Below are 13856 nucleotides of genomic sequence, written 5' to 3'. Positions count from 1 at the left end.
AAATGGTATTTGGGAAATAGTGAACCGGCCCATCTCCATTCTCTGTCCCCGGGCGCCTCTCTTAAAGCGCGCTCCAGTCGGCGCTGTCTATTGCTTCAAGCCATTGGTGGAGGATAAGGGTATGGATTTCCTGGATCCGGGCGGTGGTGTTGCTGGGAATGATGATCTCGTGGTGGCAGGTGTCTTTCATTTGTCCGCCGTCTTTCCCGCTGAGGAGTATGGTGATGGTGCCTTTCAGTTTGGCGGCTTCGAACGCGGCAAGCACGTTCGGGCTGTTGCCGCTGGTGCTGAAGCCCACCAATACGTCGCCGGTTTTGGCCAATGCCTCTACCTGGCGGGAAAATATGCGGTCGTAGCCATAATCGTTACCGATACAGGTAAGGGCGGTAACGTCTGCGTTCAGGCAGATGGCGGGTAGGGCCCTGCGTTCCGTTTTATAGCGGCCAACCAGTTCTTCCGATAGGTGAAGTGCGTCCGCGGCGCTGCCGCCGTTGCCGCAGGTCAGGAGCTTGCCGCCGTTTTTTAGTGACTGAATGATGGCGGATCCTGCGGCGTGTACCGCAGGTGCGAGTGCCGTGCTTGCGCGGAGTGTTTCCTGCAGTTCGGTAATTGAGTCGTTAAATGTAGGTGATGTCATATGTATTCCTTACGCCAATTATCCCAGGAGGTTACTCCAGCTTACCAATCCGCCGATGATTTTGTTGAGCTCGCCTGCATCCACGCGCTCCTGCGCCATGGTATCGCGGTAGCGGATGGTAACGGTATTGTCTTCCAGTGTTTGGTGGTCTACCGTGATACAGAACGGGGTGCCGATGGCATCCTGGCGGCGGTAGCGCTTACCAATGGCGTCTTTTTCTTCGTATACGAGGTTGTAATCTATTTTTAGCTTATCCATAATTTCGCGGGCCTTTTCGGGAAGGCCGTCTTTTTTGGTAAGCGGGAAGATCGCCGCCTTGATGGGAGCGAGGCATGGGTGCAGCCTTAATACGGTGCGGCTGTCCTGGGTTTCTTCGTTGCCAAGGGCTTCTTCTTCGAAGGCATTAATCATGGTGAGCAGGAACATGCGGTCCAGGCCGATGGACGTTTCGATCACGAACGGAACATAATTCCCGTATGGTTTATTGGTTTTAGGATCAACTTCGGGGTCGAAATACTGGAGCTTTTTATTGGAGAATTTCTGGTGCTGGCTAAGGTCGAAGTCGGTGCGGCTGTGAATGCCCTCCACTTCTTTAAACCCGAAGGGGAATTCGAACTCGATGTCGAATGCCGCATCGGCGTAATGAGCCAGTTTGGTATGCTCGTGGTAACGGTATTTTGCGGCGTCGGTACCCAGTGCCAGGTGCCATTTGAGGCGGGTTTCCTTCCAGTATTCAAACCACTCCATCTGCGTGCCGGGGCGTACGAAGAACTGCATCTCCATTTGCTCGAATTCGCGCATGCGGATGATGAACTGCCTTGCAATCACTTCGTTACGAAACGCTTTGCCGATCTGGGCGATACCGAAGGGGATCTTCATGCGGCCGGACTTCTGCACGTTCAGGTAGTTTACAAAGATGCCCTGTGCGGTTTCCGGACGGAGGTATACCACATCCGAATCGTCGGCCACGGCTCCCATCTGCGTGCTGAACATCAGGTTAAACTGGCGCACTTCGGTCCAGTTCCGGGTGCCCGAGACCGGGCAGGCGATCTCGTGCTCCACGATGAGCTCCCGCAGCCGCGGAAGGTTTTCGTCTTTGAGGGCCTGTTCCATATCCGCCTGGAGCCGTTCTGCTTTGGCGGTCTTTCCGTCTTTGCCATAGCGTTCGATCTTGTCTTCGAGCAGTTGATCGGCACGGTAACGTTTTTTAGAGTCTTTATTGTCGATCATCGGGTCGCTGAACCCGTCAACGTGCCCGGAGGCTTTCCAGATCTTGGGATGCATAAAGATGGCAGAATCGATCCCGACGATGTTCTCGTTCATCTGAACCATACTCTTCCACCAGTAGGTTTTCAGGTTGTTTTTCAGCTCAGCGCCATACTGGCCATAATCATATACAGCGCTTAACCCGTCATAGATTTCGCTCGACGGAAATACAAAGCCATACTCTTTTGCATGGGAGATCACGTTTTTAAACAGATCGTCGGAAGAAGTGCTCATGGCGGCAAATATAGTCGAAACTCTTTTATAACAAATAAGGAGCGGGCAACAATGAGAAAGGAACTTAAAACCATAAGATAAGAACATTGTTGTCCAAGAGATATTAACTAGAAGCTAAACTATGAAAATGAAGATCTTTGTGATTCTTGCCGCAGCCGGATTAGCTGTCGCGGGATGTTCGGCGGGTAAAGAGGGCCAATCTGGTACTGATTCAATGGCTACCTCCACTATGTCTGATAGTACCAACGCCACCACCACTTTACCTGCCGACACTACAGCGGGGGATACCGTTAAACCTGACTCAGTTCCAAAACCTTAATAATAAGAGGTTGTCTCCGGAAGCCTCCTATTGTTTTCGTGCTCCCATGGAAAGGACCAGCTTTTTGGCCGGTTTTTCGACCAGGTGATAAGTAACGGACGCAACGATAACCAGCGTAACAGCATATAAAACCAGGCTTTGGAGCGTGGTCACCTTTGTAAGGTACCGGTTAAAATAAACGTAAACCGGGTATTGCAGGATATAAACGCCATAACTGATCTCGCCGAGGAACAACATCAGCGGTGTGCTGAAAATAGCCGACCCGCGTTTGCTGAACCCTGTGACAGCCAGGACAAATACGAAGTAAACGGGCGACAGCAGCCCCGATCCCAGCATTTCGAACGGTAACGTATACTTGGCGAACAGGATAACGGCCGCGCTTGCGAGCATGGCAAAGACCCGGTTCCATTTTTTCCGGAAGTAGGTGATCCTGCTCTCCACGAATGCTTTCCCGCAAAGGGTACCTGCCAGGAATATGGCAAACTTAAATACCGGGTGCATAAACAAGATATCGGCTATTTTTCCGGGCGCACCCGGCATATGCATTTCTTTCAGGTATGCCAGGGCCTGCGTTGCGCCTACGGCCAGGATATAGTAGCCGCAAACCAGCCAGGTATATTTTTTAGGGTGGCTCCGCATAAAAACCAATGCGAAAGGGAACAGCAGGTAAAAAAAGAACTCGGCGGAGATCGACCAGCCCGGGTAGTTGAATGATCCCGCATACAACCATCGCTGGATAGCCAGGGTTTCAAAGATCAGGCGGTATTTTACGGTGTCGGTATCGATCGGCCGGATGCCGTAATGAAAGGAAGCCAGCGTGATTATCGCGAAAATATACAACGGATAAATACGTGCGAAACGCTTTAGATAGAACTCGTTCTTCGAAAATGAAGCGACGGCCGCTGTTAGGTAGTTGCCGTTTGTAAGCACCATTACGAAGCCGGAAATAAAAAAGAAGAACGTAACGGCTTCGTCCGAATTATAGTTAAGCCAGTTCAGCCCGGGTTTTTCCGGTTCCGGCGTATAATGGAAAAACACGATGGCCAATGCCGCAACAAACCTGAGAAAGTATAGTGGGTTGGTGTTCCGCTCCATAAATTCAGCAATAATATCCTTTCAGCGCGAGTTAAACAAACGGCGCCGGCTGCCACCTTCTGTCTTTTTTTTCATATTTGCACCATAAATCATCCACTTACCCGCTAATGCCGAACTTTAAACACCTGTTGATAGTTTCCTGTACCTTACTTGCTGTTCCGGCGTTTTCGCAGGACAAAACCTCGTTTATCGAATCCTTATCCCGCGGCGCGGTTGCAAAACCACAGGATAAGTGGGTTGATTCCGTTTACCGTAAGCTTAACAAAAAAGAGCGGATCGCGCAGCTGCTGATGGTCCGGGCGCATACCAATATGGGCAAGGCGTACGAAGATTCGGTTGGCCAGGTGATCCGCAAACAGCGGGTAGGCGGGCTCGTGTTTTTCCAGGGCGGACCAGTACGCCAGGCAGCGCTCACCAACAAATACCAGGCGCTGGCGAATGTGCCGCTGCTGATCGCCATAGACGCGGAATGGGGGCTCGGCATGCGGCTCGACAGTACCATCTCTTATCCTTACCAGATGACGCTGGGGGCGATCCGCGACAACTCGCTCCTTCAGGAAATGGGCAAGCAGGTGGCGCTCGATATTAAGCGGCTGGGTATGCACGTGAATTTTGCGCCGGATGTAGACGTGAACAACAATCCTGCTAACCCGGTGATCGGGTACCGCTCGTTTGGCGACAATAAGTACAACGTCGCCGCCAAAGGGCTCGCTTACGTAATGGGTTTGCAGGGCGAAGGTGTGCTGGTGAGTATCAAACATTTCCCGGGCCATGGCGATACGGATGTAGATTCGCACTACGACCTCCCGAAGCTCCCTTTTGACCGCAAACGTCTCGACTCACTGGAAATGTATCCGTTCAGGCAATTGATTAGCCAGGGCGCCTCGGGGGTGATGGTAGCGCATATGAGTATCCCGGCATTGGATCCCACTCCCAATCTGCCTTCTACGCTTTCGCGGCCGATCGTAACGGGTATCCTGAAGGGAGAGCTGGGTTTTAAAGGCATCGTGTTCTCGGATGCCATGGAGATGAAAGGCGTAGTGAAATACTTTAAAGATGGCGAAGCCGAGGTGCGCGGGCTGATCGCGGGGAATGATATACTGGAGCTTTCGGCAAACAGCGACCGTGCCATTAAAATGATCCGTAAGGCGGTCAGAAAGAAACGTCTCTCCAAAGACCAGGTAGAAGCCAGTGTAAAAAAGGTGCTGGCAGCGAAGTACTGGACCGGCCTGAACCGGCATTTAACCGTAGATACCACGGGTATACCAGCATTTCTTAACCGGCCCGAAGCCAATGCGCTAAACCAGCGGCTGGCCGATGCTGCGGTAACCGTGCTTAAAAGCGACAGCCTTTTGCGCGCCGCCGATCCCAATAAACGGACGGCCCTGGTGAGCCTGGGCGTAACGGAGATCTCACTTTTCCAGCGGCAGCTGAAATCATATTTCCCCAATTCCACCAACTTTATTTTATCGAAGATCGCCTCACAGGCAGATATGTCGCAAATGCAGCAAGAGCTTAAGGCGTACGACCAGGTGATCGTGGCCATTCACGATTACCGTAAACGTCCGGGAGCGGTGCTCGATTACAATGCCGGTCTCAAAACGTTTATTGCCGAGCTTTCGCGGATGAACACCATCACTTGTGTATTTGCCAATCCGTACACGATAGCGGGTTTGCCAGGCATAGAAAAAAGCAAAACACTGGTAGTGAATTACCAGAATACCGACGAATTGCAACGTGCCGCCGCCAGGGTCATTTCAGGCCAGTTAAAAGCGACGGGAAAGCTTCCAGTTACCATTAATTCGTACTTTAAAAATGGAGATGGTTTGTGATTTTGCAAAAATAAATACGCTGTTAACAGGTATTTTTACCAATTTCTTAATTTCCTGCAACCTTATTGCGTGTTTTGCGTTTTAAAGATAGCCTACTGCCAATACCTATGGAAATTAACGAAACGAGCGAGCCATCCAGCTCTTTAAAACAAATGATGGAAGTAAACGGGGGAATTTTCGCCTTTATTATCGGTAATTTTTTTGTACTTGCCTTTTTTTCGCTTATCGGAATTATAATGATGGCCGCTTTTTAAGCTTACTATCCATTTTATACCATTCGATAAACCGTTTAAGGCCATCTACGATGCCAACCTGGGGCCTGTAACCAATTTTTACCAGGGCTTTGCTGGTATCTGCCCAGGTTTTTTCTACGTCTCCCTGTTGCGGAGGCAGCGGATTAAGAACAGCCTGCTTATCAAGTAAAGCCGCCAGGTGATCCACCAGTTCTTTTAAGGTAGTGGTGTGCCGGCCGCCAAGGTTATAGAGCTGGTAACCGTTAAGGTGGTGAACGGCGGCAATAATGCCATTTACAATATCGGTGATATAAGTGTAGTCTCTTGCGGTGGTTCCGTCGCCATAAAAAGGAATAGGATCTTCCTGCTGGATCAGGCTGGTAAATTTAGAGATGGCCAGATCGGGCCGCTGCCTTGGGCCGTACACGGTAAAGAATCTCAGGCTCGTAATGTCGAACCCATATAGATGTGAATATACGCTGCAGCTAAGCTCAGCGGCACGTTTACTGGCGGCATAAGGCGAGATGGGATTGTCTACCGGATCCGTTTCCGCAAAAGGCACTTTCCGGTTATTTCCGTACACCGACGATGAGGATGCATTGACAAGGCGCGTAACCCCTGCATTTCGCATACTTTCCAGCACGGATACTGTGCCGTTCACATTTACATCGAAGTATTCGACCGGGTGTTTGATGGAGGGCCGTACGCCTGCTTTTGCGGCAAGATGGATTACCAGTTCGATGTTGTTATCTTCCAGGGTAGCCGTGAGCAGCTTTTTATCCCTGATATCGCCTTCTACCAGGATGGCGCCTGAGGAGCCGATCGCGTTGCGTAAGTTGTTCAGCTTGGTTTCCCGGGCGTAAAAGGGATCAAAATTATCATAAATCACTACCTGGTGGTCTTGTTCTATCAAAACGTCAACCAGGCTGGAGCCGATAAATCCGGCTCCTCCGGTAACTAAAATCTTCATGGTACGAAGCAAAATTGGGGAAATTCCTGTTAACCTCCGTGATAAACGAGCCCCGTAGTGTTAAGTTTTCATTGCGGTGACAAAACTCGATAGCACGCAACCGTATGACGTTGTAATAACGTAGTTAGTAACAGCTATTATCGATTTATTACCGTGCCGGTTAACCGGTATTGTTATTTTAGTAATTTTGAAGACTCAAAAACACGGGAAGCGGCATTTTGTTAAAAACGTCTATGAATGATGCAGTATTGTTGAACGGTGATAAGCCGGCTATCGGGATCATAGGTACCGGGTGGGTAGGTGCAAGTTATGCGAAGGACTTTAGTTCCCGGGGACTACAGCCCGTATGTTATTCCCTCGAGCCGCAATTCAGCGCAAATAAATCCCTGATAGGCGACTGCGACATCGTATTTATCGCTGTCCCTACTCCTACAGAGCAGCACGGGGCCAGCTATACTATTCTTCGGGAAGTACTGCAGCTTGTTGGGACGGGGAAGATCGCGGTAATAAAATCTACCGTGCTGCCGGGAACGACACGGATGCTGCAGCAGGAAAATCCGCAGATCATAGTGCTTCATTCCCCGGAGTTTCTATCAGTAGCTACGGCCGATCATGACGCAGCTTATCCGAAAAGAAATATTATCGGGATCCCGTTTGACGACGAAGGTTACCAGCAAGCTGCAACACGGGTACTGGAAGTATTGCCGTCCGCTCCCTATACCTCGGTGTGCTTAGCGGCCAACGCCGAGCTTATTAAATATGCACACAATGCCGGCGGGTACCTTCGCATCGTTTTTAACAACATGCTTTACGATATTAGTCAACAGACGGGTGGTAACTGGGAGGAAGTGAGAACAGCCATGGCCGCAGCTTATCCTGACAGTGAACTGCAATACCTTAACCCGGTTCACAAAAATGGACGCGGCGCAGGCGGACCGTGTTTTATTAAAGACTTTTCTGCTTTCACAACGTTCTATAAGGCCTTCGGGGATGAGGTTGGTTTAGGCATGCTGTCGGCCATCCAGGCGAAGAACATTTCACTGCTCGAGGCCAGCGGCAAAGATCTGGACATCTTATATACCGTTCACCCGGATATTATTCCTATGGAGAAATAGGCCCCTATCTCAGGGAGATCACGATAGCCAGTACCGTCATGAAAAACCCAAGAACAAGGGCATTCCCGATTATAAAGGCGATAAGTTCGTGGTTGAAAATGAAGAATTTACGTGTGCCGTCTGAATTCCGGATATTGTTAGTCGCTTTCATGATATAAAGTTGTAGCTCGCTTAATCGATTGCAAACCCTTACAGCACTCCCGTTTTAAATACTGTTATTTGATTTATAATCAGTTACATATATAACGCTTCTTAACACAAATAGTTCTGGGAGTTACACTTTTAGTATACTTTTTATCATGCCGGTATTTTTTTAATTGTTTGCTAATACATGTTTATGCCTGTAAATAAATCCTTAATGAAACGGCGGTTTTTCTAATGAGCTATTTTAGCGATTTCGGGGCTTTTTTAACCCAAAATGAACTTATGCTTAAAAGGCTAAATGTGGTTTACATTGAAAAGGCCTCCTGCCGATACCTAAAAGGAAGATTTAACGTTTTTTTATCTTATCGGACGGGCAAAGAAATTGCCTCGCAAAGTATATTGTGGAAGGACGCGAAATTGAAAATTATTTCAAATTTCAAATTTTCGACACCCTAATTTTTAAAAGATCAAAAGTAATTGCGATATAATTTTAAAATTTTAAATTTGTGGCTAGGCTACAGGTGTGGTGTAACGGTGGGATCTGAGCTTAGTGAGCCCTTTAAAAACATAAATACTTAATGAAACGCATTTCTCATTGCCTTGCGATATTTTTTTGCGGACTCGCGATTGCCTGTTTATCATCCTGTCTCAGCAGCAAAAAGCTTACCTACTTTGGCAACCTGAAAGATGGCTCCGCACCGGCTTCGGTACAATCTTTTCAACCGGTGATCGGCAAGAACGACGTCCTGCAGATCTGGATCACTACGCTTGATCCGTCTATGACCGAAACGTTGAACGGGGGAGCTAAAGCCGGCGAATACCTGGTACAGGAAAGCGGTTTGGTAAAATTACCGCTCCTGGGGAACATTAAAGCCGAAGGATTAACCAAAGCGGAACTATCAACCGCCATCACCAATAAAATCCTGGAAGATAAACTTGCTAAAGAGCCTATCGTATCGGTGCGGGTAGTTAATTACAAGATCACCATGCTTGGGGAGATTGCACGCCCGGGAGCGATACCGATGCCGAGTGAGCGTATGACATTACTTGAGGCGATCGGCGCAGCTGGCGACTTGACCCTTTATGCTAAACGCGACGATGTAATGCTCATCCGTGAGGAAAACGGGCAGCGCGTAACTACTCACTTCAGCCTTCTTGACGACCAGGTCTTCAGCAAAGATTTTTACTTCCTTAAGAGTGGGGATGTGATCTATGTTCCGCCGGTGAAGGAGAAATCATTGCCGCTGAACCGCGGTTTCCAGCTCTATTCCATTATCCTGAGCTCGATCTCATTCCTGGTCGTGATTTACCTTCAGCTTCTTAAATAACCGGGCATGATGCCAGATGGGCTGATCCCCGTAATAACCCTGCGCGATTGGCAGGAAAACTAATATATCAGAATGAAATCTACTGAGAAAAGAAGTAACGATCCATTTGAACAAACATCTTCGAAAAATGCGCTGAATATACTGGCCTTCCGTTATTTACCTTTTTGGCCGATATTTGTGATTACCATCGTGATCTCGGTAACTATCGGGTATTTCTATATCAACTACCAGACGCCGTTGTATGAGGCAGGAGCGACCATCTTATTAAAGGACGAGCGAAGCGGTACCGACGGAGCGAGTATCCTCGAGGCTATGGGCGTTTCGAGCTCGGCTAAGATCGTTGAAAACGAGCTCGTAGTGCTTAAATCGCGGACGCTGCTGGACCAGGTGGCGCGTGAGACCAAGTACTATGTACAGGTGTATAACAAGGGGACATTGCGCGATGCACTGATTTACCCGGCGCCGGTAACTTTCACCGCCATGAATCCCGACCTGCTGGTCAACTCCGGCAATATCCCGGTAAGCTTCGAGCTGTTGTCTTCCAAACACGTATTGCTGATCGACGGGAAGCCTTACCCGATGGACCGCTGGGTGCAAACGCCCTATGGCACTTTTAAGATCGAATCTTCCGGCCCGGGGATATTTCCCGAGCCCGGCAATAAGTTTCCCGGCGAGTATTACCTGCAGGTGCGCAGCGTAAAGGCCGTTTCGCGCGGATTGATGGCATCGATCGCCGTTGCGCCGGCAGGCCGTCAATCATCCCTGATCAACATTAAACTGGCGGATGATTCGCCGCGTCGTGCCGAGGACAAGCTGAACAGCGTGATCGCCGTATATAACAAAGTAGGTGTTTTCGACAAGAACGAGATGGTGGCTAATACGCTTACTTTCCTCGATGAGCGGTTAAAGATCGTCGCAAAAGAGCTGGCGGCAGTAGAGAACGACCTGCAGACCTACCGCATGCGGGAAGGGATCATTAACCTTTCTGCCGAAGGCGCCAGCGTGCTGAGCAGTGTGGAAAAGACCGACCAGAAACGTTCTGACCTGGAGATCCAGCTGCTGTTGCTCGATCAGGTGGAGCAATACATCGTGAAGAAGGGATCCAAAGTAGCAAGTGCGGTACCTGCTTCGGGGATCGCAGACCCTATGCTTGGCGAACTGATCGGGAAAATGTATAATTTAGAGAAACAGCTGGCGGGTATGCTGCAGATCTCCGGGGAAAACGCCCCGGCGGTGCGCGCGGTAAGGGAGGAACTGGAGAAGCTGAAGCCTAGCTTGCTGGAGAACATTAATTCCACCCGGCAGGCGCTGCTGCTGCGCCAAAGGAGCTATAACAAAGAAAACGCGAAAAACGAGGGGCTAATGAGAACGGTCCCTCAAAAGGAGCGTGAGCTGCTGGAGATCAGTCGCCAGCAAGGCATCAAGAACGATATTTATACCTTCCTGCTTCAAAAGAAAGAAGAAGCCTCCCTTTCTAAGGCATCTGCCGTAGCGGGAAGCCGCATTGTAAACTATGCGGAAGGTAACGGTACACCGGTGAAGCCCGTACCGGTTACCATTTACCTGATGGCGCTTACGGTGGGGGTGATTGCAGGGGTGATATTCGTGCTGCTCCGCGAGCAGTATAACCAGGAAGTGCTGTTCCGGGCCGATATTGAGAAGATCACCGGGGCGCCGGTACTGGCGGAGATCATGAACGATGAGAGTGGCGAGACCCTCGTCATTAGAGATGGCAAGCGGACGATCATTGCGGAGCAGCTCCGCGCATTGCGAACGTCGCTGAATTATGTGGGGATCCAGGGCGATAAGAAGGTGATCCTGGTTACCTCCTCGATTTCCGGTGAAGGAAAAAGCTTTATGGGCATCAACCTTGCCGTAAGTATCGCGCTTACCGGTAAGAAAATCGCCCTCCTGGAATTCGACCTTCGCAAGCCAAAAGTGAGTAAGATGCTGAATCTTAAGCGCGAGCCCGGTATCAGTAACTACATGGCAGGTTTGGCCAATTACGAAGAAATTGCCATCCCTATGGTAAGTCTCAATGTCCCGGACCTGGTGGTTTTCCCGGCAGGTGCGATCCCTCCCAACCCTACGGAGCTGATGCTGAACGGCCGGCTCGAAATGCTGATAGAAAAGCTGCGCGATGAGTTTGATTTTATCCTGATAGATTCACCCCCGATCGGGCTTGTTACCGATGCCAAGATCCTGAACGCGCATAGCGATGCCACCCTATACATGGTGCGCCACAAGTACACCCCGAAGAATTACCTGAAGCTGATAGAACAGTTGTATGTAAACCAGGAGCTGAAGAATATCAATATCATATTTAACGGCTTAAAAGCGAGAGGGGTGTTCGGTATCGGCCAGGGTTATGGTTATGGTTATGGCTACGGTTACGGCTATGGTTATGGATATGGTTACGGCTATACCAGCGGAGACAAGGAAAAGAAAAGCTTTTTTAAAAGAAAGAGCAAAAGCAGCCAGGATTAAGCAGCCAGGGGACAAGATCATGAAAACAGAGTCTGCAAGTAAATCGCATACAGATACATGGGACTTAGAGATAAAGCCAGCTGAAAACATTTTCAACCTGCATTTAAAGGATGTATGGAACTATCGCGACCTGCTTTGGTTATTGGTAAGGCGCGACTTCGTTTCATTTTACAAGCAGACGCTGCTCGGGCCCCTCTGGTTCTTTATTCAGCCGATCTTTACCATTTTTATTTACTCTCTGGTATTTAATAAGTTTGCACAGTTTGGTACCAACGGGGCGCCTGCACCGCTGTTTTACCTTACCGGGATCGTGGCCTGGACCTATTTTTCCGACTGCCTGGTAAAGACCTCGACGGTTTTCAGAGACAATGCCGCGATGTTCGGAAAAGTGTATTTCCCCAGGCTTATCATGCCGCTGAGTATCGTGATGTCCAATCTTGTGAAATTCGGGATGCAGCTGGTGTTGATGGTCTTATTGTACTTATGGTATCTTATAAACGGTAAGCATATTGCGCCTAATATATATATCCTGCTTTTTCCCGTGGTGGTATTTATCATGGCTATCCTCGGACTTGGGTTGGGGCTGATCGTTACTGCAATGACCACCAAGTACCGCGATCTCGCTTTCGCGGTTTCCTTCGGTATGCAGCTGTTTATGTATGCTACCCCGGTTATTTACCCGCTTGCAGACCTCGCGCCTAAATACAAGGCGATAGTTTCCCTGAACCCGATGACAGGCGTAATAGAAACGTTAAGATACGGCGTGCTGGATGCCGGGCATTTTTATAGCGGTGCATTTTTGTACAGCGTGCTGGCAAGCCTTGCCATCCTGCTGCTGGGCCTGGTGATTTTTAATAAGGTAGAGAAGAATTTCGTAGATACCGTTTAATGATCTACTAACAGATGATAAGAGCATTATGAGCGAGATCGCCATTAAAGTCGAAAACTTATCAAAAGCATACCAACTTGGTGATTTCGGTACCGGCACCATTAGCCGCGACCTGGAACGCTGGTGGGCGCGCTTACGCGGAAAAGAAGACCCTTTCCTTACGATCGGCGAAGTAAACGACCGGACCGTTAAGGGTGGAAGCGATATTGTTTGGAGCCTTCGCGACATCAGCATGGAGATTAACCAGGGCGACGCCGTTGGAATTATCGGCAGGAACGGGGCCGGTAAAAGCACCTTACTGAAAATATTGAGCCGGATCACCTCACCTACGCATGGAAATATTAAGATCAGGGGACGTATTGCGAGCTTATTGGAAGTTGGCACCGGGTTCCATCCCGAGTTAACCGGCAGGGAGAATATTTTCCTGAACGGGGCGATCCTTGGAATGCGCAAATCGGAGATACAGGCGCAATTTGATGCCATTGTAGACTTCTCGGGCGTTGAGCGGTATGTAGATACTCCCGTAAAACGTTATTCATCAGGAATGTACGTGCGTCTTGCCTTTGCGGTAGCGGCACATCTCCGCTCAGAGATCCTGGTGATAGATGAAGTGCTGGCTGTAGGCGATGTGGAATTTCAGAAAAAATGCCTCGGTAAAATGGGGGATGTTTCGAAAGGAGAAGGTCGTACGGTGCTGTTTGTGAGCCACAACATGAGCGCGATAAGTACGCTTTGCAATAATGCGATCGTACTGGATAACGGGCAGCTGCGGTTTAGCGGCGACGTGGAAACTGCGGTAAAGATCTACGCTGACGACGAACCGCTCAATGGCGATACCGCATGGGAGGGCAATGAAGGCGACGAGCACATCAGGCTGCACAAAACCTGGGTGGTTTGTAAAAACGAGTTTAATTTTTTCCAAACGGATTCGGACCTTGAGATCGGCGTAAACTTCGAAGTTTTAAAACCTGTACATGGCCTTATAGTGGGGTTTACGTTGTATTCTGAATTTGGATACGAATTGGCGTATGTACAGTTTGACGACAGGCAAAGCGATTCGCCGGAACTGGTAACGCCCGGTGTATATAGCAAGCGATTTGTGATCCCCGGAAACACGCTCGCGATCGGTACATACAGGATCATGTTCGACCTGGGCATCCATATGATTAAGCGCATTATCACCGCAGAAGGATCGCTTAATTTTTCGCTCGAGAACGTTAATGGCCTTGGCAGGCGATACCAGACCGCCAGGTCGCGCGGGCGCGCGGGTATTTTCCGTCCGGATTGGGCCGTTGAAAAATAATAAT

Annotated in this window: 12 protein-coding genes; 7 read left to right on the top strand and 5 right to left on the bottom strand. The window is 49.4% G+C overall.

The genetic code is table 11. The annotated features are described in order from the left end of the window. Positions 1-61: 61 nt before the first annotated feature. Together gmhA and GS398_RS19420 are read right to left on the bottom strand one after the other, a co-directional pair. Positions 62-637: a D-sedoheptulose 7-phosphate isomerase gene (gmhA, locus tag GS398_RS19425; protein WP_160908487.1), complete on the bottom strand. Its 576-nt coding sequence runs from the start codon at positions 635-637 to the stop codon at positions 62-64. An 18-nt stretch (positions 638-655) separates the two neighbouring features. Continuing rightward, the gene (locus GS398_RS19420; protein WP_160908486.1) at positions 656-2137 is read right to left on the bottom strand and encodes a glycine--tRNA ligase; all 1482 of its coding nucleotides are present in this window, start codon (positions 2135-2137) and stop codon (positions 656-658) included. A 121-nt stretch (positions 2138-2258) separates the two neighbouring features. Here GS398_RS19420 and GS398_RS19415 point away from each other — a divergent pair, with 121 nt between their 5' ends. Beyond that, positions 2259-2456 carry a hypothetical protein gene (locus tag GS398_RS19415; protein ID WP_160908485.1) on the top strand — a complete coding sequence of 66 codons (198 nt, stop codon included), beginning with the start codon at positions 2259-2261 and terminating at the stop codon, positions 2454-2456. Positions 2457-2483: 27 nt separating this feature from the next. Here the strand turns inward: GS398_RS19415 and GS398_RS19410 are convergent, their stop codons facing one another. Next, on the bottom strand, positions 2484-3551 hold the full coding sequence (locus GS398_RS19410) for an acyltransferase family protein (protein WP_160908484.1): 1068 nt from the start codon (positions 3549-3551) through the stop codon (positions 2484-2486). A 107-nt stretch (positions 3552-3658) separates the two neighbouring features. On the opposite strand from GS398_RS19410, the gene GS398_RS19405 reads away from it, so the two are divergent. Beyond that, positions 3659-5383, top strand: a complete 1725-nt coding sequence (locus tag GS398_RS19405; RefSeq protein ID WP_160908483.1) for a glycoside hydrolase family 3 protein — start codon at positions 3659-3661, stop codon at positions 5381-5383. 231 nt (positions 5384-5614) lie between these two features. Here GS398_RS19405 and GS398_RS19400 read toward each other — a convergent pair whose 3' ends face one another. Further along, a complete protein-coding gene (locus GS398_RS19400) occupies positions 5615-6586 on the bottom strand; it encodes a GDP-mannose 4,6-dehydratase (protein ID WP_160908482.1) in 972 nt (323 codons plus the stop codon). A 233-nt stretch (positions 6587-6819) separates the two neighbouring features. Here GS398_RS19400 and GS398_RS19395 point away from each other — a divergent pair, with 233 nt between their 5' ends. Beyond that, positions 6820-7701: a hypothetical protein gene (locus tag GS398_RS19395; RefSeq protein ID WP_160908481.1), complete on the top strand. Its 882-nt coding sequence runs from the start codon at positions 6820-6822 to the stop codon at positions 7699-7701. A 4-nt stretch (positions 7702-7705) separates the two neighbouring features. Here GS398_RS19395 and GS398_RS19390 read toward each other — a convergent pair whose 3' ends face one another. Continuing rightward, positions 7706-7852: a hypothetical protein gene (locus GS398_RS19390; RefSeq protein WP_160908480.1), complete on the bottom strand. Its 147-nt coding sequence runs from the start codon at positions 7850-7852 to the stop codon at positions 7706-7708. A gap of 571 nt (positions 7853-8423) precedes the next feature. Between GS398_RS19390 and GS398_RS19385 the strand changes: the two genes are divergently transcribed. From GS398_RS19385 to GS398_RS22585, 4 genes are all read left to right on the top strand, one after another. Further along, complete coding sequence (locus GS398_RS19385; RefSeq protein ID WP_160908479.1) at positions 8424-9173, top strand: polysaccharide biosynthesis/export family protein; 750 nt, start codon at positions 8424-8426, stop codon at positions 9171-9173. A 72-nt stretch (positions 9174-9245) separates the two neighbouring features. Next, positions 9246-11660: a GumC family protein gene (locus GS398_RS19380; protein ID WP_160908478.1), complete on the top strand. Its 2415-nt coding sequence runs from the start codon at positions 9246-9248 to the stop codon at positions 11658-11660. A gap of 19 nt (positions 11661-11679) precedes the next feature. Further along, positions 11680-12549 (top strand): ABC transporter permease, encoded by an 870-nt coding sequence (locus tag GS398_RS19375; protein WP_160908477.1) that lies wholly within the window; start codon positions 11680-11682, stop codon positions 12547-12549. Positions 12550-12577: 28 nt separating this feature from the next. Continuing rightward, a complete protein-coding gene (locus GS398_RS22585; protein ID WP_160908476.1) occupies positions 12578-13852 on the top strand; it encodes an ABC transporter ATP-binding protein in 1275 nt (424 codons plus the stop codon). Positions 13853-13856: the final 4 nt, after the last annotated feature.

Origin of the sequence: Hufsiella ginkgonis, assembly GCF_009834915.1 — a bacterium.
GTDB lineage: Bacteria > Bacteroidota > Bacteroidia > Sphingobacteriales > Sphingobacteriaceae > Hufsiella > Hufsiella ginkgonis.
This window is presented reverse-complemented; position numbering and strand designations above follow the sequence as displayed.

Excerpts from the sequence above, each read along its gene's own strand:
- GS398_RS22585 (WP_160908476.1), top strand. The coding sequence starts at position 12,578 with ATGAGCGAGATCGCCATTAAAGTCGAAAACTTATCAAAAGCATACCAA.
- GS398_RS19420 (WP_160908486.1), bottom strand. The coding sequence starts at position 2,137 with ATGAGCACTTCTTCCGACGATCTGTTTAAAAACGTGATCTCCCATGCA.
- GS398_RS19395 (WP_160908481.1), top strand. The coding sequence starts at position 6,820 with ATGAATGATGCAGTATTGTTGAACGGTGATAAGCCGGCTATCGGGATC.
- GS398_RS19380 (WP_160908478.1), top strand. The coding sequence starts at position 9,246 with ATGAAATCTACTGAGAAAAGAAGTAACGATCCATTTGAACAAACATCT.
- GS398_RS19390 (WP_160908480.1), bottom strand. The coding sequence starts at position 7,852 with ATGAAAGCGACTAACAATATCCGGAATTCAGACGGCACACGTAAATTC.
- GS398_RS19375 (WP_160908477.1), top strand. The coding sequence starts at position 11,680 with ATGAAAACAGAGTCTGCAAGTAAATCGCATACAGATACATGGGACTTA.
- gmhA (WP_160908487.1), bottom strand. The coding sequence starts at position 637 with ATGACATCACCTACATTTAACGACTCAATTACCGAACTGCAGGAAACA.
- GS398_RS19385 (WP_160908479.1), top strand. The coding sequence starts at position 8,424 with ATGAAACGCATTTCTCATTGCCTTGCGATATTTTTTTGCGGACTCGCG.
- GS398_RS19415 (WP_160908485.1), top strand. The coding sequence starts at position 2,259 with ATGAAAATGAAGATCTTTGTGATTCTTGCCGCAGCCGGATTAGCTGTC.
- GS398_RS19400 (WP_160908482.1), bottom strand. The coding sequence starts at position 6,586 with ATGAAGATTTTAGTTACCGGAGGAGCCGGATTTATCGGCTCCAGCCTG.
- GS398_RS19405 (WP_160908483.1), top strand. The coding sequence starts at position 3,659 with ATGCCGAACTTTAAACACCTGTTGATAGTTTCCTGTACCTTACTTGCT.
- GS398_RS19410 (WP_160908484.1), bottom strand. The coding sequence starts at position 3,551 with ATGGAGCGGAACACCAACCCACTATACTTTCTCAGGTTTGTTGCGGCA.